Annotated in this window: 16 protein-coding genes; 7 read left to right on the forward strand and 9 right to left on the reverse strand. The window is 69.2% G+C overall.

Features of this window, described 5'->3' with window-relative positions:
* Positions 1-20: 20 nt before the first annotated feature.
* From OG410_RS09720 to arc, 3 genes are all read right to left on the reverse strand, one after another.
* Positions 21-239: a ubiquitin-like protein Pup gene (locus OG410_RS09720; protein ID WP_326788768.1), complete on the reverse strand. Its 219-nt coding sequence runs from the start codon at positions 237-239 to the stop codon at positions 21-23.
* A gap of 156 nt (positions 240-395) precedes the next feature.
* Positions 396-1,907, reverse strand: a complete 1,512-nt coding sequence (dop, locus tag OG410_RS09725; RefSeq protein ID WP_443063730.1) for a depupylase/deamidase Dop — start codon at positions 1,905-1,907, stop codon at positions 396-398.
* Positions 1,908-2,141: 234 nt separating this feature from the next.
* Positions 2,142-3,908: a proteasome ATPase gene (gene arc, locus OG410_RS09730; protein WP_326788767.1), complete on the reverse strand. Its 1,767-nt coding sequence runs from the start codon at positions 3,906-3,908 to the stop codon at positions 2,142-2,144.
* A gap of 253 nt (positions 3,909-4,161) precedes the next feature.
* Between arc and OG410_RS09735 the strand changes: the two genes are divergently transcribed.
* Entirely contained in the window at positions 4,162-4,467 is a 306-nt protein-coding gene (locus OG410_RS09735) for a ferredoxin (protein WP_326788766.1), read from the forward strand.
* Positions 4,468-4,566: 99 nt separating this feature from the next.
* On the opposite strand, the gene OG410_RS09740 is transcribed toward OG410_RS09735, so the two are convergent.
* From OG410_RS09740 to OG410_RS09750, 3 genes are all read right to left on the reverse strand, one after another.
* Complete coding sequence (locus OG410_RS09740) at positions 4,567-5,142, reverse strand: hypothetical protein (protein ID WP_329298749.1); 576 nt, start codon at positions 5,140-5,142, stop codon at positions 4,567-4,569.
* Positions 5,143-5,982: 840 nt separating this feature from the next.
* Positions 5,983-6,885 carry a tRNA (adenine-N1)-methyltransferase gene (locus tag OG410_RS09745; protein ID WP_326788764.1) on the reverse strand — a complete coding sequence of 301 codons (903 nt, stop codon included), beginning with the start codon at positions 6,883-6,885 and terminating at the stop codon, positions 5,983-5,985.
* Between the two features lie 41 nt (positions 6,886-6,926).
* Positions 6,927-8,666 (reverse strand): site-2 protease family protein, encoded by a 1,740-nt coding sequence (locus OG410_RS09750; protein ID WP_329298750.1) that lies wholly within the window; start codon positions 8,664-8,666, stop codon positions 6,927-6,929.
* 175 nt (positions 8,667-8,841) lie between these two features.
* On the opposite strand from OG410_RS09750, the gene OG410_RS09755 reads away from it, so the two are divergent.
* Complete coding sequence (locus tag OG410_RS09755) at positions 8,842-9,753, forward strand: RecB family exonuclease (RefSeq protein ID WP_329298751.1); 912 nt, start codon at positions 8,842-8,844, stop codon at positions 9,751-9,753.
* A 38-nt stretch (positions 9,754-9,791) separates the two neighbouring features.
* Positions 9,792-10,463, forward strand: a complete 672-nt coding sequence (locus OG410_RS09760) for a response regulator transcription factor (RefSeq protein ID WP_328667884.1) — start codon at positions 9,792-9,794, stop codon at positions 10,461-10,463.
* Between the two features lie 274 nt (positions 10,464-10,737).
* Here OG410_RS09760 and OG410_RS09765 read toward each other — a convergent pair whose 3' ends face one another.
* The 3 genes from OG410_RS09765 to metH all read right to left on the reverse strand — a co-directional run bounded on the left by OG410_RS09765 (position 10,738) and on the right by metH (position 17,175).
* Positions 10,738-12,342, reverse strand: a complete 1,605-nt coding sequence (locus tag OG410_RS09765; protein WP_329298752.1) for an ABC transporter substrate-binding protein — start codon at positions 12,340-12,342, stop codon at positions 10,738-10,740.
* Between the two features lie 452 nt (positions 12,343-12,794).
* Positions 12,795-13,508: an HAD family hydrolase gene (locus OG410_RS09770; protein ID WP_329298753.1), complete on the reverse strand. Its 714-nt coding sequence runs from the start codon at positions 13,506-13,508 to the stop codon at positions 12,795-12,797.
* A 139-nt stretch (positions 13,509-13,647) separates the two neighbouring features.
* Positions 13,648-17,175: a methionine synthase gene (gene metH / locus OG410_RS09775; protein ID WP_329298754.1), complete on the reverse strand. Its 3,528-nt coding sequence runs from the start codon at positions 17,173-17,175 to the stop codon at positions 13,648-13,650.
* Positions 17,176-17,441: 266 nt separating this feature from the next.
* On the opposite strand from metH, the gene OG410_RS09780 reads away from it, so the two are divergent.
* The 4 genes from OG410_RS09780 to OG410_RS09795 all read left to right on the forward strand — a co-directional run bounded on the left by OG410_RS09780 (position 17,442) and on the right by OG410_RS09795 (position 22,906).
* The gene (locus OG410_RS09780) at positions 17,442-18,206 is read left to right on the forward strand and encodes an IclR family transcriptional regulator (protein ID WP_329298755.1); all 765 of its coding nucleotides are present in this window, start codon (positions 17,442-17,444) and stop codon (positions 18,204-18,206) included.
* A 615-nt stretch (positions 18,207-18,821) separates the two neighbouring features.
* Complete coding sequence (locus OG410_RS09785; RefSeq protein WP_329298756.1) at positions 18,822-19,616, forward strand: MIP/aquaporin family protein; 795 nt, start codon at positions 18,822-18,824, stop codon at positions 19,614-19,616.
* Positions 19,617-19,731: 115 nt separating this feature from the next.
* Complete coding sequence (gene glpK / locus OG410_RS09790; RefSeq protein WP_329298757.1) at positions 19,732-21,270, forward strand: glycerol kinase GlpK; 1,539 nt, start codon at positions 19,732-19,734, stop codon at positions 21,268-21,270.
* Between the two features lie 19 nt (positions 21,271-21,289).
* On the forward strand, positions 21,290-22,906 hold the full coding sequence (locus OG410_RS09795; RefSeq protein WP_329298758.1) for a glycerol-3-phosphate dehydrogenase/oxidase: 1,617 nt from the start codon (positions 21,290-21,292) through the stop codon (positions 22,904-22,906).
* Positions 22,907-23,172 lie beyond the last annotated feature (266 nt).

Raw genomic sequence — 23,172 nt, forward strand, 5'->3', positions numbered from 1 at the left:
CGCGACCTTGGATTCGAAGGTTACTCGCCGCCTTTCTGAACGAATGACCTCACGAAGTCCTCGGCGTTCTCCTCCAAGACATCGTCGATCTCGTCAAGAACCGAGTCGACGTCGTCGCTCAGCTTTTCCTGGCGTTCCTTGAGGTCGTCGGTCGCTTGCGCGTCCTGTGTCTGCTCCTCGGCCTCCTCGGTGGAACGCGTCGCCTTCTGCTGTCCGCCGCCGGTGTCCTTGGTCGCCATAACCCTCACCCCGCTCGGTTCGACGTTCTTGATCAGACCCTACAAGCAGGGTCCGACATCGGCCCCGCAGTTGCCACAACGCACGGGGACCATCTCGATGATTCCCGTAACGCCGGGTATTCCACCCTGTCCGGCCGGTGCCGTCCCGGGGGAAGCTCAGTTGCCCGACAGCACCCTGACCAGGTCCTCGGCCGTACGGCAGCGGTCCAGGAGTGCCTTGACGTGATTACGCGTTCCGCGAAGCGGCTCCAGGGTTGGGACGCGCTGGAGCGAGTCCCGGCCGGGCAGGTCGAAGATCACCGAGTCCCAGGAGGCCGCCGCAACGTCGTCCGCGTACTGCTCCAGGCAGCGTCCGCGGAAGTAGGCGCGGGTGTCCTCCGGCGGTGTCGTGCGGGCCCGCTCGACCTCACTCTCGTCCAGCAGGCGCTTGATCTTGCCCCGGGCCGCCAGACGGTTGTAGAGGCCCTTCTCGGCCCGTACGTCGGCGTACTGGAGGTCGACCAGGTGCAGCCGGGCGTGGTCCCAGTCGAGGTCGTCGCGGCGCCGGTAGCCCTCCATGAGCTCCCGCTTGGCGACCCAGTCGAGCTCTCCGGCGAGGCTCATCGGGTCGTTCTCCAGGCGGTTCAGGGTGTCCTCCCAGCGCAGGAGGACGTCCATGGTCTGTTCGTCGGCGTCCGCCCCGAACCGCTCCTCCACGTATTTGCGCGACAGCTCGAAGTACTCCATCTGCAGTTGCACGGCGGTGAGTGTGCGGCCGCTGCGGAGCGTGACCAGGCGCTTGAGGGTCGGGTCGTGGGAGACCTGGTGGAGGGTGCGTACGGGCTGGTCGACGGCCAGGTCGACGGCGATGAAGCCGTCCTCGATCATGGAGAGGACCAGTGCCGTCGTGCCCAGCTTGAGGTAGGTCGAGATCTCGGAGAGGTTGGCGTCTCCGATGATCACGTGCAGCCGGCGGTACTTCTCGGCGTCGGCGTGCGGTTCGTCGCGGGTGTTGATGATGGGGCGCTTGAGCGTCGTCTCCAGGCCTACCTCGACCTCGAAGTAGTCGGCGCGCTGGCTGAGCTGAAAGCCGTGCTCGTGTCCGTCCTGGCCGATGCCGACGCGGCCCGCTCCGGTGACGACCTGGCGTGAGACGAAGAACGGCGTGAGGTGCCGCACGATGTCCGAGAAGGGGGTCTCCCGCTTCATCAGGTAGTTCTCGTGCGTGCCGTAGGAGGCGCCCTTGTTGTCGGTGTTGTTCTTGTAGAGGTGGATCGGCTGGGCGCCGGGAAGCTGGGCGGCGCGCTCCGCGGCCTCGGCCATGATGCGCTCGCCGGCCTTGTCCCACAGGACCGCGTCCCGCGGGTTGGTGACTTCGGGGGAGCTGTATTCCGGGTGTGCGTGGTCGACGTACAGCCGTGCACCGTTGGTGAGGATGACATTGGCCAGGCCGATGTCCTCGTCGGTGAGCTGGCTGGTGTCGGCGGCCTCCCGGGCGAGGTCGAAGCCTCGCGCGTCCCGCAGCGGGTTCTCCTCCTCGAAGTCCCAGCGGGCGCGGCGCGCCCGGTGCATCGCCGCCGCGTAGGCGTTGACGATCTGGGACGAGGTGAGCATGGCATTGGCGTTGGGGTGACCGGGGACGGAGATCCCGTACTCCGTCTCGATGCCCATTACTCGCCGTACGGTCATGCGGCCCTCCTTGCCCGGCGGCGCCCTCGGTCGGGGGCGCTGCTCAAGTACCGCTGGCGCTCCGGTGCGTGTGCGGTGCCCGTCCCCGCACTGCGCGACTCGGCGGTACGAAAGAGCCTAGAACGCCTTTGCGCTGGTGGGGAGATCATTTGCGTCATTGCTGTGCTCCGGCTTTGTCCTGAAAAACAGTCGGCTGCGGGTACCCGTCGGGGGCACCCGCAGCCGCCCTGTCTTTTACAGGTACTGACCGGTGTTGGCCACCGTGTCGATGGAGCGTCCGGTGTCCGCGCCCTGCTTTCCGGTGATGAGCGTACGGATGTACACGATCCGTTCGCCCTTCTTTCCGGAGATCCTGGCCCAGTCGTCGGGGTTGGTGGTGTTGGGCAGGTCCTCGTTCTCCTTGAACTCGTCCACGCATGCCTGGAGGAGGTGGGAGACCCGGAGGCCCTTCTGGCTGTGCTCCAAGAAGTCCTTGATGGCCATCTTCTTGGCGCGGCCCACGATGTTCTCGATCATGGCGCCGGAATTGAAGTCCTTGAAGTAAAGGACTTCCTTGTCACCGTTGGCGTAGGTGACCTCCAGGAAGCGGTTCTCCTCGGATTCGGCGTACATCTGCTCCACGGCTGTCTGGATCATGCCGTGGACGGTGGCCGCCCTGTCGCCGCCGTGCTCTCCCACGTCCTCAGGGTGCAGCGGGAGACGCTCGGTGAGGTACTTCTGGAAGATGTCCTTCGCCGCCTCGGCGTCCGGGCGTTCGATCTTGATCTTCACGTCGAGCCGGCCTGGGCGCAGGATGGCGGGGTCGATCATGTCCTCGCGGTTCGAGGCGCCGATGACCACGACGTTCTGCAGGCCTTCCACGCCGTCGATCTCGGCGAGCAGCTGCGGGACGATGGTGTTCTCCACGTCCGAGCTGACGCCTGATCCCCGGGTGCGGAAGAGGGATTCCATCTCGTCGAAGAAGACGATGACGGGGGTGCCCTCGCTGGCCTTCTCCCGTGCGCGCTGGAAGATGAGTCGGATCTGCCGCTCGGTCTCGCCGACGTACTTGTTCAGGAGCTCGGGGCCCTTGATGTTGAGGAAGAAGCTCTTGCCGGTGGCCTGTCCGGTCACCTCGGCGACCTTTTTGGCCAGCGAGTTGGCCACGGCCTTGGCGATGAGCGTCTTTCCGCATCCGGGAGGCCCGTACAGCAGGACGCCCTTGGGCGGCCGCAGCTCGTGCTCCTTGAAGAGGTCGGGGTAGAGGTAGGGGAGCTCGACGGCGTCGCGGATCATCTCGATCTGGCCGCCCAGACCGCCGATCTGCTCGTAGCCGATGTCCGGGACCTCTTCGAGGACGAGTTCCTCGACCTCGCTCTTCGGAACGATCTCGTAGACATAGCCGGAACGGGGTTCGAGGAGCAGGGCGTCCCCGGGACGGATATTGACGTCCAGGAGCGGCTCGGCGAGCCGTACCACCCGTTCCTCGTCGGTGTGCCCCTGCACGAGGGCGCGCTCGCCGTCCTCCAGGATCTCCTTGAGGGTGACGATCTCGCCCACGCTCTCGTACTCCATGGCCTCGACCACGTTGAGAGCTTCGTTGAGCATCACTTCCTGGCCGCGCCTGAGCTCGTCGAGCTCGACGCTGGGGCTGACGTTCACCCGGAGCTTGCGGCCCCCGGTGAAGATGTCGGCCGTGCCGTCCTCGTTCGCCGTGAGGAAGACACCGAAGCCGGCCGGCGGCTGTGCGAGCCGGTCGACCTCCTCCTTGAGGGCCACGATCTGGTCGCGGGCCTCACGGAGTGTGTTCGCCAGTCGTTCGTTCTGTGCGGACACGCCTGCCAGGTTGGTCTGCAACTCGACGATCCGCTCTTCGAGAATCCTCGTGTGTCGCGGAGAGTCGGCGAGCTTGCGTCGCAGGACGGCGATCTCCTGCTCAAGGTAGGCAATCTGCCCGGCGGGGTCATCGGACCCTCTTCCCGGGCGGATGCCGCGGTTCATGTCGTCGTCGTGGGCTGCCACGGTCCTCACCTCCTCCAAGGGGAGCTGGACGCTTCCAGACCCTACCTGGGTGGGTGTCGATTGAAACCCCTAGATCACAAAGACTGTCGGGGTGTGTCCGATCTTCACCCTTGCGCTCTCCCTCACGCCAGGGGAATACCCACCGAACATGCTTGGGAAGCGGGCGGAGGTAGGGTCGAAGTGTTCAACACCCGTCAGAGCTGGCCCGATTCCCCAGTCTTCGGTCCGCTCGACGCAGAAAACGGCAGGAGAAATGACCGTGCAGCAGGAGGCCGGAGTCGACGGCGAGGCGCTTGAGGTCTGGATCGACCAGGATCTCTGTACCGGCGACGGGATCTGTGTCCAGTACGCGCCCGAGGTCTTTGAGCTGGACATTGACGGCCTGGCCTATGTGAAGAGCGCCGAGGACGAGCTTCTGCAGGCCGTGGGGGCCACAACGCCCGTACCCCTGCCGCTTCTGCGCGATGTGGCGGACTCGGCGAAGGAGTGCCCGGGGGACTGCATCCATGTCCGTCGCGTTTCGGACAAGGTCGAGATCTTCGGCCCTGACGCGGAGTGACCGTTCGGGCACCCCGCGTCATCGTGTGACCGGGTTCCTCACACCCTCCGCGTCGCGGAGGGTGTTGCCTTTTGTTCGGGTCTTGCGCCGGGGGCGCGTTCAGGCACCGCGCGCTTCGGACGGTGTCGAGCGGATGAACGCGCCGTTCTTCCACTGCCACTTGGCGTTCTGCCTCAGGTCGGGGCAGCAACTCGGTACGTCGGCCGAGGAGTAGCCGAGCAGCGTGGCGGTGACGTCTCCGTCGCCGACCGCGAAGTCCGTGACGCTGAGGCGGTCCTTGGGGTCGATCAGGGTCGCGACGACCCGGGGCCGCTGTGCTCCCTCGGCCTGGGTGAGGACGTAGACGCCGCTGGGCGGGGTGCCCGAGCCGGCGTCGCAGCGGACGACGGCCACGGTCTCCGGGCGGCCGTCGCCGTCCAGGTCTCCGGAGGCCTTCTTCTCGACGAGGACCTTGACGGGTCCGCAGACGATCGGGAAGTCGACGCCGGTCGGGTCGGGGGCTGCCGCCGGTGCCGTCGCCGCGCTGGGGCCTGCGCCGGGCTGGGCCGCCGTCGCCGGGTCGGGCTGGACGAGGGAGGACAGCGCCACGACTCCGGCGATGGCGGTGGCCGTGGCGACCCACTGGATGGGGCTGGTCTGCGTGTGTGCCAGTTCCGGGACAACGGATTGCTGCACTTGGGGTTTCTCCCGCGAGGGCTGTGCCGGTGGGGTGGGTGTCCCGCATGGTGCCACACGTCACAGGCTGGCGGAACGGCGGGGTCCGGACTTGTGGGGCGTTCCGGCGCGGTCTTCGGCGGGGCCCCTGCACGGCTCCGGCCGGGACGCCGGGAGGGGTCCGGAGGGGCGCGCTGTCCGCCGGGTCCCGGCGGGCCTTGGCGCTGTGCCCACGGGCCGTGGCGCTGTGCCCAGGGGGGATGGCGGGGCGGTCGTCGGGGCTCGGGTGCGGTTCGGTCCCGGGGACGCGTGCGTGAGGGGCGTGTACGGGGCTGCCGTCGGCGGCGTCGGCCGCCGACGGGCTGCAGGTCGGCGAACGGGCTGCAGGCCGACGGCGGACTCCGGGCCGGCAGCAGACTGCGGGCCTACGGCGGGTGGACTGCAGGCCGGCGGCGCTGTCTCGGACGCCCGCCGACCGGCCGGAGACAGTGCTGGAGGAACCCCGGCGTCGCTCCGCCGCGGCCCTGCGGCAGGCCCGTGCCGTGGGCGTTGCGGGAGGCACTCCGGGAGGCCTGTCGGCGCGCTCCGCGGTCCCCCACCGCCCAGGCCGCCGGGGGACCGCCGGGCTTTCGCCCGGCGCACCTCGTTGCCTCTTGGCAGACCTTGCCCGCGGACCTCACGGCCCGTCGGCTGCCTTGTGAACGGCCCGCCGGCCGGGCTCGGGGGCCGGTCGCCTCGGCTTCCCGGGTCCGTCCACCGGTTTCTGGTGGCGGGTCAGCCGGTGTGCCAACACCAAAACACTGTGGCCGAGTTCCCGGAGGGTTCCGGGAACTCGGCCACAGGCGTGGTGTGTTGGGTACGTCAGCGGGCGGCGCCGCCGTCGGCGTTGGGACCGGAGTAGTCCTCGCCGTACGCGCCCTTGGCGGGGCGGCGGCGGCGCATGGGCGGCTCGACGCCGTCCGCGAGGCGGCGGGCGGTCAGCAGGAAGCCGGTGTGGCCGATCATGCGGTGGTCCGGGCGGACGGCCAGGCCCTCGATGTGCCAGTTGCGGATCATCGATTCCCAGGCGGTCGGCTCGTTGAAGCAGCCGATCTCGCGGATGGATTCGACGGTCCGGGCGAGCTGGGTGGTCGTCGCCACGTAGCAGCAGAGGATGCCGCCGGGGACGAGCGCCTTGGAGACGGCCTCCAGGCACTCCCAGGGAGCGAGCATGTCGAGGATGACCCGGTCGACGTCGGCGTCGCTCAGGTTGTCCTGGAGGTCGCCGACGGTGAGCTGCCAGGCGGGGTGGGGTCCGCCGAAGTAGCGCTCCACGTTCTGCTGGGCGATCTCGGCGAAGTCCTCGCGGCGCTCGTAGGAGTGCAGCATGCCCTGGTCGCCGATGGCGCGCAGCAGGAAGCTGCTCAGCGAGCCGGAGCCGACTCCCGCTTCCACGACGCGGGCGCCGGGGAAGATGTCGGCGAAGGCCAGGATCTGCCCCGCGTCCTTGGGGTAGACCACGGCGGCGCCGCGGGGCATGGACAGGACGTAGTCGGGGAGCAGGGGGCGCAGCGCGAGATAGGCGACGTTTCCCGTGGTGCGGACAACGCTGCCCTCGGGAGCGCCGATCAGCTCGTCGTGGGGGAAGGAACCCTTGTGGGTGTGGAAGTTCTTCCCGGCCTCGAGCGTGAACGTGTAGTGGCGGCCCTTGGGGTCGGTCAGCTGAACCTGGTCCCCGACCTTGAAGGGCCCGCGCCTGCGGGCGGCACCGGTCGGTTCGGACATGTGAACAGCCTACCGGTCCCCGGCGGGGCCGCCGACCACGGTCAGGAGGGGCGGGCCATGGCTTTGACGAAGGCGCGTTCCACGTCGGCGGCGGACAGGACGCCGTAGATCTCGCCGGAGTCCTCGACGACGAGGTACTCGGTGGCGGGGCTGGCGCGCAGGACGTCGAGGAGGTCCTCTCCGGCGAGTTCGGCGGAGACCCGCATGCCGTCGGTGAGGTCCTGGGCGAGGCCGCTGACGGCGACCCAGGGGCGGCGGTGTTCGGGGACGCCGACGATGGCGGCTTCGCGGACCAGGGAGAGGGGTTCGCCGTCGGCGTCGACGACGACGAGGGCGCGGGCGCCGACGTCGTTGGCGCGGCGCAGTGCCTCGGAGAGGGGGGTGGTGGTCTCGACGGGGACGGCGCGGCGGGTGAGGGAGCGGGCGCGCAGTTCCGGCAGGTGTTCGCGCAGGCGGGCCATGCGGAGGCTGTTGCCGGCGCCGGTCCAGATGATGGCGGCGAGGATGGCGGCGAGGAGGGCGTCGGTGATGGTGTCCATGCTGCCGGCGTTCTCGGGGGCCGCGCCGAGTGTCTCGGACTGGGTGAGGAGGGGCAGTCCGACGAGTACGGAGACGGCGAGGGCGCGGCCGACCCATGCGGCGGCGACGGTGCCGCTCATGGCTCTGCCGGTGATCTTCCAGACGACGGCGCGGAGCATGCGGCCGCCGTCGAGGGGGAGGCCCGGGAGGAGGTTGAAGGCGGCGACGATGAGGTTGGAGATCATCAGGCCGGCGAGCAGGACGCCGGGGACGGTGCCGGGCTCGACGGGCAGCATGGCGAGGTAGAAGAGGCCGGACAGGACGAGGGAGAGGAGGGGGCCGACGAAGGCGAGGACGAATTCGCGGCCGGGGGTCTCGGCTTCCTTCTCGATCTCGGAGACGCCGCCGAAGAACTGGAGCTGGATGCGGCGGACCGGGAGTTTGAAGCGGAGGGCGGCGACGGTGTGGGCGAGTTCGTGGACGAGTACGGAGGCGTAGAAGGCGACGGCGAAGAAGAGGGAGACGAGGTAGCGGGCCGCGCCGAGTTCGGGCAGGACGCGGTCGAGCTGGCCGCCGAAGACCCAGGTGATCAGGGCGGCTACGAGGAACCAGCTGGGTGCGACGTACACGGGTACGCCGAAGGGCCGGCCCATGAGGAGTCCGCCTCCGGGTTCCTTGGGCCGGCGCGGGGGGCGTCCTTTGGTGGTGCCGGTGCGGCGGGCGCCGGTGAGCCCGTCCTGGTCCTGGCCCTGGATCCGGCCGAAGGCCGGCTCGGAGGGCTCGGCGGGCTGGGAGGGTTCGCCGTGGGCTGCGATCTCCTCGGTGCGCTCGGTGGAGGCGGGTGTCTTCGCCAGGGGGTCGCGGGCCGGTTCGGGGTGGGCCGTGGTCTCGGGCGCGGGTGCGGGGGTCGCCTCGGGTCCGGGCCGACCGCGATCCGTGGAGCTGTCGTGGGGGCCGCGATCCGTGGTGCTGTCGTGGGGGCCGGTCTCCGCCTGGTCGGGTGCTTCGTCGCCCGGGCGGGGGGTGTCCTCGGACCGTGCGGGGGGCTCGCTCGCGGCCCGGGTGCCGGTGTCCGTGCCGGACTGCGTCCGGGTCCGGGAGTCGTGATCGGGGGCCGTGGGGTCCGGCCCGGTGGTCTCGGGCCCTGCCGGTCCGGGGTGCGCGTCGGAGGCCGGACCGGTGGAGGCCGAGGGCCTCCCGTGGCGCTCGGTCGCCTCGCCGGTGCCGGACCGCGGCTGCCCGCTCCCGCCGCTCTCGTCCACGATGTCCCCTCGTTCGAAGCGTCCCCCGCCCCCGGTTCATGCGGAGCGGGAGGGTCTGGGTCGATGGTATGCGGCCGTCGCGGTGCGTTCCGCCCCGGCACCCCTTCTGTTTTGCGTGCCGTCGTGCCCGCCGGGACCGGTTCACTGTCGGTGGCGGGCCGTATGGTCTGTTGTCATGGAAACCAGCACCGAGGGCGCCGTGCCCGAAGAAGCGGCCGTGACCGGCGGGGCCGTCGCCGACGGTCCGGCTCCCGCGGTCGCGCGCGCGCCCGCCTCGCTGTCGCCTTCGCGTGCCAGTGACTTCATGCAGTGTCCGTTGCTGTACCGGTTCCGGGTGATCGACAAGCTGCCGGAGAAGCCGAGTGAGGCGGCGACCAGGGGGACGCTGGTGCACGCGGTCCTGGAGCGGCTGTTCGACGCGCCGGCCGTGGACCGGACGGCACCGCGTGCCAAGTCGTTGATCCCCGCGCAGTGGGACCGGCTGCGGGAGACGAAGCCGGAGGTCGTGGAGCTGTTCGCGGACGACCCGGAGGGCGAGCGGCTGGCGCGCTGGCTGTCCGAGGCGGAGCGGCTGGTGGAGCGCTGGTTCACGCTGGAGGATCCGACGCGGCTGGAGCCGGCCGAGCGGGAGCTGTTCGTGGAGGCGCGGCTGGACTCCGGGCTGACGCTGCGCGGGATCATCGACCGGGTCGATGTGGCGCCGTCGGGCGAGGTCCGGATCGTGGACTACAAGACGGGGAAGGCGCCACGGCCCGAGTACGCCGAGGGTGCTCTGTTCCAGATGAAGTTCTACGCGCTGGTGGTGTGGCGGCTGAAGCGGGTGGTTCCGCGCCGTCTTCAGCTCGTCTATCTGGGCAGCGGTGACGTGGTGACGTACGACCCCGAGATCGGGGATCTGGAGCGGGTCGAGCGCAAGCTGCTCGCGCTGTGGGAAGCGATCCGGGAGGCGACGGAGACGGGTGAGTGGCGGCCGCGTCCCACGAAGCTCTGCGGCTGGTGTGATCACCAGGCGGTGTGTCCGGAATTCGGCGGTACTCCCCCGGTGTATCCGCTCCCGGTCAGGGCGCCCGGGTCGGGCACCGGGTAGCAGGGCAGAATGGGGCCGGACTAGCGAAGGAGACTTACGTGGCCATCCGCGTCCTACTGGTCGACGACCAGCCGCTGCTGCGCACCGGCTTCCGGATGATTCTGGAGGCGGAGCCGGATCTCGCGGTCGTCGGCGAGGCCGGTGACGGTCTCCAGGCACTCGATCAGGTTCGTGCCCTGCAGCCCGATGTGGTTCTGATGGACATCCGTATGCCGCGGATGGACGGTGTGGAGGCGACGCGGCAGATCACCGGGCCGGGACGGGACGGTCCGGCGAAGGTCCTGGTGCTGACGACGTTCGACCTCGACGAGTACGTGGTGGAGGCGCTTCGGGCGGGGGCCAGCGGTTTCCTCCTCAAGGACGCGCCGGCCAATGAGCTGGTGCAGGCGATCCGGGTGGTCGCGGCGGGCGAGGCGATGCTCGCGCCGAGCATCACGCGTCGTCTGCTGGACAAGTACGCGGGTCATCTGCCGTCCGGGGACGATCCGGTTCCGGACACGTTGCACACGCTGACCGACCGTGAGGTCGAGGTGCTGAAGCTGGTGGCGCGCGGTCTGTCGAACGCGGAGATCGCGGCGGATTTGTTCGTCAGCGAGACGACGGTCAAGACGCATGTGGGGCATGTCCTGACGAAGCTGGGGCTGCGTGACCGGGTGCAGGCCGCGGTGTACGCGTACGAGAGCGGGCTGGTGCGTCCCGGGGCGCAGTAGCGCCGGCCGGTACCGGTCTGTCCGAGGCAGCGCGAAGGGCGCCCGTTCCCCTGGGGAACGGGCGCCCTTCGCGTGTGACGGTCAGGTGCGGTGCCCGGCGGGACCTCGGACGGTCCCGCGGTGTGCGTGCGGGCATGTGCCAGGGCGTGGATGCCGTCACGTGCCACGGCGTGGGTACGGGCACGTTCCGCGTCGTTGAAGCCGAAAGACCCGGGACCGTCGGGTCCCGGGTCGGGCCCGGGGCTTCACAGCCCCGGGTCGGATGATGCTTGGGTCACTCGCTGACGCCGCGGCTCAGCTCCCACAGCTGAAGGGTGGAGGAGGAGTTGAGCGCCCACTCCGAGCCCGTGATGTCGTCACGCGCGGCAATGTACTGCTTGCCCTGCCAGAGCGGGATGATGGGAACATCGTCGGCCACGATGCTCTGGATCTCGTTGAGGCTCTTGGACGCGGTGAGGCGGTCGGCCTCGCGGCGGGAGTCCGGGATCAGGTCGTTGTTGATCTTGCTGTTCACGTACGGCGAGCCAAGGAAGTTGTCCTTGTCGAGGAACGGCGCCAGGTAGTTGTCGGCGTCGGGGAAGTCGGGGAACCAACCCATCCCGTAGACGTCGTAGGCGCCCTTCTGCTCGGCCGGGCGGAACTTGGCCCAGGGCGTGCCCTGGATGTCGACGTCGAAGAGGCCGCTCTTGTTGAGCTGGTTCTTCAGAACCTGGAACTCCTGCTCGGTGACCGCACCGTAGTGGTCGGTCGTGTAGTGCAGGGTCATCTTGACCGGAGTGGTGATGCCGGCCTTGGTGAGCAGCCCCTGGGCCCTGCTGACGCTCGGGTCGCCGTACTTGTTGAAGAAGGCGTTGGAGTGGCCCGTGATGGTCGCCGGGACGAGCGAGTACAGCGGCTCGGCCTGGGAACCGTAGACCTTGGAGATGAGCTCGCCGCGGTTGATCACCTGGGCCATGGCCTGGCGGACGGCCGCCGACTTCACCGACGTGGCGTTGGTGTTGAAGGCCAGGTAGCGGATCTCGAGGCCGGGCATCTCGTTCAGGTTGACGTTGCCACCCGAAGCGTTGTCCAGCTTGTTGATCTGGTCCGGCGTCATCGAGCGCGTCATCAGGTCGATGTCGCCCTTTTCGAGGGCCGCACCCATGGTGTCGGCGTCCGTGAAGGAGCGCAGCTCGACCTGGGAGTTCTTGACGTTCAGCTGACCCTTGTACCGGGAGTTCTTCGTGAAGACGGCCTTGGTGACGGTGTCGTCGCTGGCCTCGATCTTCACGCTGTACGGACCGGAGCCGTCCACGGAGAAGCCGTCGCGCAGCTTGTTCTTCTCGTAGTCGTTCGGGTTCACGATGCCGGCGACCGGGGTCGACAGCTTGAACGGGAAGGTCGCGTCGGCGATCTTGAGGTGGAAGATCACCTCGCGGTCGCCGCGGGTCTCGACGGTGTCGATGGTGGACAGCAGGCCGGCCACACCACTGTCGGCCTTGATGGCCCGCGCACGGTCGATCGAGAACTTGACGTCCTTCGCGGTGATCGAGTCACCGTTGGAGAACTCCAGGCCCTCGCGCAGGGTGCACGAGTAGCGCTCGTTCCCGCTGTCGGTGAACCCGCACTTCTCGGCCGCCTCGGGCTGGGGCTCGCCGTCACCACGCGGCTGGACCATCAGCGTCTGCACGGTCTGGCGCAGGACGTTCCAGGTGCCGACGTCGTACGCGTACGCCGGGTCGAACGGTGCCGGGGCTTCCTTCGACGCGGTGAACTGGTCCGTGGTACCAACAACGATGGCATCGCCGCTGTCGCCCCCGCTGGCGGACCCGCCGCACGCGGCGAGCACTGGGGCGAGCAGGCCGACCACGGCCGGCATCACCAAAGTCTTGCGGTTCATGCTCGTGTTTCTCCAGAGCTGTAGGTTCCGCGAACCGGCATGCAGGGGTGGCGCGGCGGGTCACGGGGTTACGGCGATGTTCTCGCGATGACATTAGTCCGCACCACAAGGTCGGCAATCCGATGCGGGAGCCGCCTTTCGCTCACGCTGCGAAACGGGGCGTGGACGCACCGATAACCCGACACGGGAAGGATTAGTGCAGGGTTTCACCAATCGGGACAGAAGGGCACGTCGCGGCTCCACGAAAGGGCGGTGCGGGCACAAGCCGGTCCCGCTGTCGACCCTCCGCCACGTGGCGAACGTCACACAGTAAAATTGATTGAAGCTTCCGGAATTGGTCGTTCCGCCCCGATATGCATTCCACCGAGCCCTCGCTCGCGGTTATCACACGGAACGGCCGAGCCTTTGCCGCGCATTCGACTCGGCACGCTGCGTAATGATTCCGGCGACGTTCAGTGATCGCGTGAGTGGGCTTTTGTCATCAGACGATGCAGAAAGGGCAGGTCGACCTCTTCGAGGGAATTCACGACGGTGCGACGGGCGGCCGGGGCGATGGGCGCGACCGAGGGCACCGCGATCACCTGGCAGCCCGCGGCCTCGGCGGAGGCGATACCGGTCGAGGTGTCCTCGATGACGGCGCAGCGTGCCGGTTCGGCGTCGAGCCGGGCGGCCGCGAGGAGGTACGGGTCGGGGAACGGCTTGGTCCGCTCCACCTCGTCGCCCGCGACGGTCAGGTGGAAGAAGTGCGAGCCGATCGCGTCCAGGACGCGGTCGATGATCCGCCGGTGCGAGGCGGAGACGAGCGCGGTGGGGATCTCGTGCGCCGCGAGTTCGGCGAGCAGCCGGGCGGCGCCCGGCATCAGCGGCAGGGAGTGGCCGATGCGCTCCTCGAAACCGTCGTTGAGCAGCACGGACAGTTCGGGCAGCGTGATGTCGGCGCCGGTGGCCTCGATGAGGAAACCCGCGCTGCGGGTCATCGGGCCGCCGACCACCACATGGCGCCAGGAGTCGTCCAGCGCGTGTCCGAGGGTCGCGAAGACCGCGACCTCCACGTCCCACCAGAAGCCCTCGGTGTCCACCAGGGTTCCGTCCATGTCGAGGAGTACGGCCTGCAGGGCTGAGCCTTCGGCCGTACGGATTCCGAGCGCGGGGACCGTACTGGTCATCCTGGCGCACCTCCTTGAGGGACGACCAGGCCGGTCGCTCCCTGGAGCGCCAGGGGACAACCGGCCTGCGATGGACCGATAAGTGTACGACTTATCCGATCAGCGTGCGCCACGGCGCGTGCCGCGGCGCGTCGGAACCTCACCGTGCGTTGAAGTACTTGGCCTCGGGGTGGTGGATCACGATGGCGTCGGTCGACTGCTCGGGGTGGAGCTGGAACTCCTCGGAGAGGTGGACGCCGATGCGCTCGGGTTCCAGGAGCTGCGCGATCTTGGCGCGGTCCTCCAGGTTCGGGCAGGCGCCGTAGCCGAGGGAGAAGCGGGCGCCGCGGTACTTCAGGGCGAACATGTCCTCGACCTCGGACGGGTCCTCCCCCGCGAAGCCCAGCTCCGAGCGCACCCGCGCGTGCCAGTACTCGGCGAGGGCTTCGGCGAGCTGCACGGACAGCCCGTGCAGTTCGAGGTAGTCGCGGTAGGCGTTGGCCTCGAAGAGCTTGGCGGTCTCTTCACCGATCCGCGAGCCCACGGTGACGACCTGGAGGCCGACCACGTCGGTCTCCCCCGACTCCTCGGGGCGGAAGAAGTCCGCCAGGCACAGCCGGCGGCCGCGGCTCTGGCGGGGGAAGGTGAACCGGGTCCGCTCGTTGCCCTGGTCGTCGAGGATGATCAGGTCGTCGTCCTTGGAGACGCAGGGGAAGTAGCCGTAGACCACGGCGGCTTCCAGCAGGTTGTCCCGCTGGAGGCGGTCGAGCAGCCCGCGCAGTCGCGGCCGGCCCTCGGTCTCGACGAGTTCCTCGTAGGTCGGGCCGTCGCCGGCGCGGGCCTGCTTGAGGCCCCACTGACCCTTGAAGAGGGCGCCCTCGTCCAGCCAGGAGGCGTACTCCTTGAGCTGGATGCCCTTGATCACGCGGGTGCCGGTGAAGGGGGCCTTCGGTACGGGGTTGTCGGTGGAGATGTCGGAGCGGACGTGGCCCTCCTGCGGGCGCTCCTCGATCTCGGCGGACGCGGTGGCCCGCACCCGGCGCTGCTTGAGTTCGGGCAGGACCGCGCCGGGCACTCCGCGCTTGACGCCGATCAGGGCGTCCATCAGGCGCAGGCCCTCGAAGGCGTCGCGGGCGTAGCGGACCTCGCCCTGGTAGATCTCGTGGAGGTCCTGTTCGACGTAGGCGCGGGTCAGGGCGGCGCCGCCGAGGATGACGGGGTAGTCGGCGGACATGCCGCGCTGGTTGAGCTCCTCCAGGTTCTCCTTCATGATCACTGTGGATTTGACCAGGAGTCCGGACATGCCGATGACGTCGGCCCTGTGCTCCCGGGCGGCGTCCAGGATCGCGGAGACGGGCTGCTTGATGCCGAGGTTGACGACGTTGTAGCCGTTGTTGGACAGGATGATGTCGACGAGGTTCTTGCCGATGTCGTGGACGTCGCCGCGCACGGTGGCCAGCACGATGGTGCCCTTGCCCTCGGAGTCCGACTTCTCCATGTGGGGTTCGAGGTAGGCGACGGCCGTCTTCATGACCTCGGCGGACTGCAGCACGAACGGCAGCTGCATCTGGCCGGAGCCGAACAGTTCACCGACCACCTTCATGCCGTCCAGCAGCGTCTCGTTGACGATGTCGAGGGCCGGACGGTCCTGCAGCGCCTCGGCCAGGTCGGTCTCCAGGCCGTTCTTCTCCCCGTCGATGATCCGCCGCTTGAGGCGTTCGTCCAGCGGCAGCGCGGCCAGCTCCTCGGCCTTGCCCGCCTTCAGCGACTTGGTGGTGGCGCCCTCGAACAGCGCCATCAGCTTCTGCAGCGGGTCATATCCCTCGGCCCTGCGGTCATGAATGAGGTCGAGGGCGGTGGTGACCTCCTCCTCGCTGAACCGGGCGATCGGCAGGATCTTGGAGGCGTGCACGATCGCCGAGTCCAGGCCCGCCCTGACACACTCGTCGAGGAAGACCGAGTTGAGCAGGATGCGGGCGGCCGGGTTCAGACCGAAGGAGATGTTGGACAGGCCGAGCGTGGTCTGCACGTCCGGGCGGCGGCGCTTGAGCTCGCGGATCGCCTCGATCGTCGCGATGCCGTCCTTGCGGGACTCCTCCTGACCGGTACAGATCGTGAAGGTCAGGGTGTCGATGAGGATGTCGGACTCATGGATGCCCCAGTTGCCCGTCAGGTCCTCGATGAGGCGTTCGGCGATGGCGACCTTGGTCTCCACCGTGCGGGCCTGGCCCTGTTCGTCGATGGTCAGCGCGATCAGCGCGGCACCGTGCTCGCGGGCGAGCTGGGTGACCTTCGCGAACCGGGACTCGGGTCCGTCGCCGTCCTCGTAGTTGACCGAGTTCAGGACCGCACGTCCGCCCAGGCGCTCCAGGCCCGCACGCAGCACCGGAACCTCGGTGGAGTCCAGCACGATCGGCAGCGTGGAGGCGGTGGCGAACCGGCCGGCCAGCTCGTCCATGTCCGCGACCCCGTCCCGGCCGACGTAGTCGACGCACAGGTCGAGCATGTGCGCGCCCTCACGGATCTGGTCGCGGGCCATCTCCACACAGTCGTCCCAGCGCCCCTCCAGCATCGCCTCGCGGAACTTCTTCGAGCCGTTGGCGTTGGTGCGCTCACCGATCGCCATGTAGGCGGTGTCCTGGCGGAAGGAGACCGTCTGGTAGAGCGAGGCCGCACCGGGCTCGGGCCGCGGGCTGCGCTCGGGGGGCGTCAGACCGTTCACCCGCTCCACCACCTGGCGCAGATGCTCGGGGGTCGTGCCGCAACAGCCGCCGATCAGGGACAGGCCGTAATCCCGGACGAAGTTCTCCTGCGCGTCGGCCAGGCCCTCCGCGTCGAGCGGGAAATGGGCGCCGTTCTTCGTCAGGACCGGCAGACCCGCGTTCGGCATGCACAGCAGGGGGATGCGGGAGTGCCGGGTGAGGTAGCGCAGGTGCTCGCTCATCTCGGCGGGGCCGGTCGAGCAGTTCAGGCCGATCATGTCGATGCCCAGCGGCTCCAGCGCGGTCAGCGCCGCACCGATCTCCGAGCCCAGCAGCATCGTGCCGGTCGTCTCGAAAGCCATCGAGACCACCAGCGGCACCCGCACCCCGGTCGCCTCCATCGCACGGTGCGCGCCCAGCACGGAGGACTTCGTCTGCAGCAGGTCCTGGGTGGTCTCCACGATCAGCGCGTCGGCACCGCCCGCGAGCAGGCCCTCGGCATTGGCCTGGAAACCGTCACGCAGCGTCCCGTAGGAGACATGGCCGAGCGTGGGCAGCTTCGTGCCCGGACCGATCGAGCCCAGCACCCAGCGCTGACGGCCGTCACGGGCACCGAAGGAGTCGGCGACCTCACGGGCGATCCTGGCCCCGGCCTCGGAAAGCTCATGGACACGGTCCGCGATGTCGTACTCCGCCATCGCCGAGTGATTCGCACCGAAGGTGTTCGTCTCCACGCAGTCGACGCCGACCTCGAAGTACGCCTCGTGGACGGAGCGCACGATGTCGGGGCGGGTGACGTTCAGGATCTCGTTGCAGCCTTCCAGCTGCTGGAAGTCCTCCAGGGTGGGGTCCTGCTCCTGGAGCATCGTGCCCATCGCGCCGTCGGCCACCACCACACGGGTGGCGAGCGCTTCTCGGAGTGCTTCGGTTCGCTTCCGGCCTTCGGAAAGACCGGACGAAAGGGACGGGTTCGGCAACGAGGCCATGAAGGTGCTCCCTGGAGTGCGACGGCTGTCGGCTTTGCGCTTCCCATGGAAGGCGCACGCCGTCAGGGTATCCGCAGCACCGCGAATCAGGCATGGGCGTCCACGACACGGACGGTCGTGGCATGGGTGACGGCGGTGTGGAGACGGACGGAACGTGGGGCGACCACCCATTGGCGGGAGCTCGGTGACGACCGGTAGTGTTCGACATTGCCGAACGGGAGCGGGTAGTCGCGCCGGCGGTCGAAGGGGACGGAGGCAGCACGGCGATGGCACGGAACATCCAGTCGCTCGAACGGGCAGCGGCCATGCTGCGGCTGCTCGCGGGCGGCGAGCGACAGCTCGGCCTGTCGGACATCGCCTCCTCGCTGGGCCTGGCCAAGGGTACGGCCCACGGCATCCTGCGCACCCTCCAGCAGGAGGGGTTCGTCGAGCAGGACACGGTCTCCGGGCGCTATCAACTGGGCGCCGAACTGCTGCGACTGGGCACCACGTACCTCGACGTCCACGAACTGCGTGCGCGCGCCCTGGTGTGGACCGACGACCTGGCCCGCTCCAGCGGCGAGAGCGTCTACCTGGGCGTGCTGCACCAGCAGGGCGTCCTGATCGTGCACCACGTCTTCCGGCCGGACGACAGCCGGCAGGTCCTGGAGGTGGGGGCGATGCAGCCTCTGCACTCCACGGCCCTGGGCAAGGTGCTGTCGGCGTACGACCCGGTGGCGCACAGCGAGGTCCTGGAGGTCGAGCGCAAGGCGTTCACCCCGCGGACGATCAGCGAACTGGACGACTTCGAGGGCGTCCTCGACGTGACCCGCGCGCGAGGGTACGCGGACGACGTCGAGGAGACGTGGACGGGGGTCGCCTCGGTGGCCGCCCCGATCCACAACCGGCGCCGCATGCCGGTGGGCGCGGTGGGCATCACCGGGGCCGTGGAGCGGGTGTGCAAGGACGGGGAGCTGCGTCCGGAACTGGTCGCCGCGGTGCGCGACTGCGCCCGCGCGGTATCGCGCGACCTGGGCGCCGGCCGGTTCTGACGCGAACGCCGTTCGCCGGGCCGTCCCACCGCGCGCTGTCCGTGGAACACCTGACGTCTGTCAGCCGCCAGGGGCCGTTCGACGCCTGGGGCCCACCGTTCGCCTGACGACCCGAACACTGTTCGCCCGGCGGCCCTGACCGTACACACCGCCCGCCGGGCGGTTTCGACCCGTACGCCGTTCGCGCAACCGTTCCCGGACGCACACCGTCACGGGTCCCTTCCGACGCGCGCGTCGGCCTCGGCGTGCGCCGCTCCCGGTCTCGTACCCGGCGAGGTCCGGGATTCACAGCGGCCGAGGCCGGGATTCACAGGAGCCGAGGCCGGGAAGCGGAATGCTTCCCGGCCTTCTTCGCATGCCCTCGGACGAGTGACGACGCACCGATAGCACACATCAATCAATAACGATCGCGTTTTCGATAACCGAACCCTTGACGAGGCGACGAAGCGAGAGCGAGACTCCCGTCCATCGGTCGGCATTGTCGAACACCTACCGGCAATAGACGTTAGGGTGTGGCAATGCCGGGGCCGACATCGCTCTCACTCCCCGAGAGCACGAACCACCGGAGGGACCCGGGGTTCGGCTTCCCCTGGACGAAGGACAAAGGAGTCGCGGGTGTCCAGCTCCGACATCTTCATCGGCGAGACCATCGGTACCGCCGTTCTCATCCTGCTGGGCGGTGGCGTGTGCGCCGCCGTCACGCTGAAGGCCTCCAAGGCGCGAGCCGCCGGATGGCTGGCCATCGCCTTCGGGTGGGGCTTCGCGGTCATGACCGCGGTCTACATCTCGGCGCCGCTGTCCGGCGCGCACCTCAACCCGGCCGTCTCCCTCGCCCTCGCGATCAAGGACGACGACTACAGCAACCTCGCCACCTACTGGGGCGGGCAGCTGCTCGGCGCCATGATCGGCGCGGCGCTGGTCTGGGTGGCCTACTACGGCCAGTTCCTCGCGCACCTCACCGACCGCGAGATCGTCGGCGGTCCGGGTGCGCAGGCCACCAGGACCAAGGCCGTCGAGGCCCAGGAGACCGGCGCGGGACCGGTGCTCGGCATCTTCTCCACCGGCCCCGAGATCCGTAACGCCGTGCAGAACCTCGCCACCGAGATCATCGGCACCGTGGTGCTGATCCTCGCGATCCTCACGCAGGGACTGAACAACGACGGCGACGGCCTGGGCGTCCTCGGCGCCCTGATCACCTCCTTCGTGGTGGTGGGCATCGGCCTCTCCCTCGGTGGCCCCACCGGCTACGCGATCAACCCGGCCCGTGACCTCGGTCCGCGCATCGTGCACGCCCTGCTCCCCCTGCCCAACAAGGGTGGTTCCGACTGGAGCTACGCCTGGATACCGGTCGTCGGCCCGCTCATCGGCGGCGCGATCGCAGCAGGCATATACAACGTCGCCTTCGCCTAGGAGCCCTGCTCCAGCACGCTTGGAAGCCGCGCCCCATGCACCATGAGCCGCACAGCACCGCTTTGAAGCACCGCGCCGTATACAGCCCCTCTCCCACGGACACCAGGAGCACACCGTGACCGACGCACACACCGCCGGCCCCTTCATCGCCGCCATCGACCAGGGCACCACCTCGTCGCGCTGCATCGTCTTCGACCGCGACGGACGCATCGTCTCCGTCGACCAGAAGGAGCACGAGCAGATCTTCCCGAAGCCGGGCTGGGTCGAGCACGACGCCACCGAGATCTGGACCAACGTCCAGGAGGTCGTCGCCGGAGCCATCTCGAAGGCCGGCATCACCCGTGACGACATCAAGGCCATCGGCATCACCAACCAGCGTGAGACCACGCTGCTGTGGGACAAGAACACCGGTGAGCCCGTCCACAACGCGCTCGTCTGGCAGGACACCCGCACCGACGCCCTCTGCCGGGAGCTCGGCCGCAACGTCGGGCAGGACCGTTTCCGCCGCGAGACCGGCCTGCCGCTCGCGTCGTACTTCGCCGGCCCCAAGGCCCGCTGGCTCCTGGACAACGTCGAGGGCCTGCGCGAGCGCGCCGAGGCCGGGGACATCCTCTTCGGCACCATGGACACCTGGGTCATCTGGAACCTGACCGGCGGTGTCGACGGCGGCAAGCACGTCACCGACGTCACCAACGCCTCCCGCACCATGCTGATGAACCTGCACACCCTGGCGTGGGACGACAAGATCGCCGAGTCCATCGGCGTCCCGCTGGCGATGCTGCCCGAGATCCGCTCCTCCGCCGAGGTGTACGGCGAGGTCACCGGCGGCCCGCTCGGCGACCTGCTCGGCGGCATCCCGGTCGCCTCCGCGCTCGGCGACCAGCAGGCGGCCCTGTTCGGCCAGACCTGTTTCTCCGAGGGCGAGGCCAAGTCCACCTACGGCACCGGCACGTTCATGCTGATGAACACCGGTGACAAGATCATCAACTCGTACTCGGGCCTGCTGACCACGGTCGGCTACCGGATCGGCGACCAGAAGCCGGTCTACGCCCTGGAAGGCTCCATCGCCGTCACCGGCTCGCTCGTGCAGTGGATGCGCGACCAGATGGGCCTGATCAAGTCCGCCGCCGAGATCGAGACGCTCGCGTCCTCGGTCGAGGACAACGGCGGCGCGTACTTCGTGCCGGCCTTCTCCGGTCTGTTCGCCCCGTACTGGCGTCCCGACGCCCGCGGTGTGATCACCGGCCTGACCCGGTACGTCACCAAGGCGCACATCGCGCGCGCCGTCCTGGAGGCCACCGCCTGGCAGACCCGTGAGATCAGCGACGCCATGACCAAGGACTCCGGCGTCGAGCTCACGGCACTCAAGGTCGACGGCGGCATGACCTCCAACAACCTGCTGATGCAGACCCTGGCCGACGTCCTGGACGCCCCCGTGGTGCGCCCGATGGTCGCCGAGACCACCTGCCTCGGCGCCGCCTACGCCGCCGGTCTGGCCGTCGGCTTCTGGACCAACACCGAGGACCTGCGCGCCAACTGGCGCCGGGCCGCGGAATGGACCCCCAACATGGACGCGGACGTCCGCGACCGTGAGTACAAGAGCTGGCTCAAGGCCGTCGAACGGACCATGGGCTGGATCGAAGACGAGAACTGACGAGGAGTAAGAACCCGCAATGACCAGCCAGTCCACCCTGCAGTCCGTGCCTGCCCTCGGTACGCACCCGGCCTCCGGCTCCAACCCGAGCCGCGCCGAGACCCGGGAGCAGCTCTCCAAGGCGACGTACGACCTTCTCGTCATCGGCGGCGGCATCCTGGGCATCTCCACCGCCTGGCACGCCGCGCAGTCCGGGCTGCGGGTGGCTCTGGTCGACGCCGGCGACTTCGCCGGCGCCACCTCCTCCGCGTCCTCCAAGCTCCTCCACGGCGGTCTGCGCTACCTGCAGACCGGCGCGGTGAAGCTGGTGGCGGAGAACCACTTCGAGCGCCGTGCGGTCTCCCGCCAGGTGGCTCCCCACCTGGCGAACCCGCTCACGTTCTACCTTCCCGTGTACAAGGGCGGGCCGCACGGCGCGGCGAAGCTCGGAGCGGGCGTCTTCGCCTACTCCGCCCTGTCGGCGTTCGGTGACGGCGTGGGACATCTGCTCAGCCCCTCCAAGGCCGCGCAGGACGTGCCCGAGCTGCGCACCGCCAACCTCAAGGCCGTGGCCGTGTACGGCGACGACCAGATGAACGACTCCCGCATGGCCCTGATGACGGTCCGCGCGGCCGTCGAGTCGGGGGCCGCGGTCCTGAACCACGCCGAGGTCACGGGCCTGCGCTTCACCCGGGGCCGGGTGACGGGTGCGGAGCTGCGGGACCGGCTGTCCGGCGACGAGTTCGGCGTGAACGCCCGGCTCGTGCTGAACGCGACCGGCCCGTGGGTCGACCACCTGCGCAAGCTGGAGGACCCGAACGCGGCTCCCTCCATACGTCTGTCCAAGGGCGCGCACCTGGTCCTGAAGCGCACCTCCCCGTGGAAGGCGGCCCTGGCCACCCCGATCGACAAGTACCGCATCACCTTCGCCCTCCCCTGGGAGGACATGCTCCTGCTCGGCACCACCGACGAGGAGTACGAGGGCGACCCGGCGGACGTCTCGGTCAACGAGAAGGACACGGCCCAGATACTCGACGAGGCCGCGTTCTCCATCCGCGACCAGCAGCTCTCGCGCGACCTGATCACGTACTCCTTCGCCGGTCTGCGGGTGCTGCCCGGCGGCCCCGGCGACACGTCGAAGGCCAAGCGCGAGACGGTCGTCACCGAGGGCCGCGGCGGCATGCTGTCCGTCGCGGGCGGCAAGTGGACCACCTTCCGGCACATCGGCCGTACGGTCATGAAGAAGCTGGAGTCGCTGCCCGGCCACCCGCTGGGCGAGGACTTCGAGCCGATGTCCACGCTGCCGAAGAAGCTGCCGCTGCCCGGTGTCGCCAACCCGCGCGCGGTCGCCCACCGCCTGCTGGTGGACGGACCGGCTCCCGGTCCGCGCATGGCCGCCGACACGGCCCGGCATCTGGCCACCCACTACGGCTCGCTGGCCTTCGACATCGCCCGGCTGGCCAACGAGAACCCGGCGCTCGGCGAGCGCGTCCACCCGGACGCCCCGGAGATCTGGGCGCAGGTCGTCTACGCCCGGGACAACGAGTGGGCCGAGACGGCGGACGACGTGCTGCGCCGCCGTACGACGCTGACGATCCGCGGTCTGGCCACGGACGAGGTCCGCGGCAAGGTACAGGATCTGCTCGACGGCAAGTAGGCGCCCACGGCCGGGCTGAGGGGCGGCTCCCACGGGGGGGGGGTGCCGCCCCTCGGCCCGTGTGCGGGCGCCGCGCGCTTCGTGGCCGCTTCCTGCGCGGCAACCCTCACGGCTGCCCGGCGAGTTGACCGGGACGGCCCGGAGGCGCGGGCGGGGCGGGGTGGCGGGCTCGCGTGTTTCCGGGCCTTCGACGGGGCAGTGATCCGTTCACTCCCCCGTGCAAGGGGGCTGCGGAGGTCCCCTCGGCACGCCGTAAGGTTGAGGCG

Origin of the sequence: Streptomyces sp. NBC_00659, from assembly GCF_036226925.1 — a bacterium.
In the GTDB taxonomy this organism is placed as follows: domain Bacteria; phylum Actinomycetota; class Actinomycetes; order Streptomycetales; family Streptomycetaceae; genus Streptomyces.

Coding starts and splice junctions, on each gene's coding strand:
- OG410_RS09745 (WP_326788764.1), bottom strand. CDS start 6,885: ATGTCCGAACCGACCGGTGCCGCCCGCAGGCGCGGGCCCTTCAAGGTC.
- OG410_RS09770 (WP_329298753.1), bottom strand. CDS start 13,508: ATGACCAGTACGGTCCCCGCGCTCGGAATCCGTACGGCCGAAGGCTCA.
- OG410_RS09795 (WP_329298758.1), top strand. CDS start 21,290: ATGACCAGCCAGTCCACCCTGCAGTCCGTGCCTGCCCTCGGTACGCAC.
- OG410_RS09765 (WP_329298752.1), bottom strand. CDS start 12,342: ATGAACCGCAAGACTTTGGTGATGCCGGCCGTGGTCGGCCTGCTCGCC.
- OG410_RS09720 (WP_326788768.1), bottom strand. CDS start 239: ATGGCGACCAAGGACACCGGCGGCGGACAGCAGAAGGCGACGCGTTCC.
- dop (WP_443063730.1), bottom strand. CDS start 1,907: ATGACCGTACGGCGAGTAATGGGCATCGAGACGGAGTACGGGATCTCC.
- OG410_RS09755 (WP_329298751.1), top strand. CDS start 8,842: ATGGAAACCAGCACCGAGGGCGCCGTGCCCGAAGAAGCGGCCGTGACC.
- OG410_RS09735 (WP_326788766.1), top strand. CDS start 4,162: ATGACCGTGCAGCAGGAGGCCGGAGTCGACGGCGAGGCGCTTGAGGTC.
- OG410_RS09780 (WP_329298755.1), top strand. CDS start 17,442: ATGGCACGGAACATCCAGTCGCTCGAACGGGCAGCGGCCATGCTGCGG.
- metH (WP_329298754.1), bottom strand. CDS start 17,175: ATGGCCTCGTTGCCGAACCCGTCCCTTTCGTCCGGTCTTTCCGAAGGC.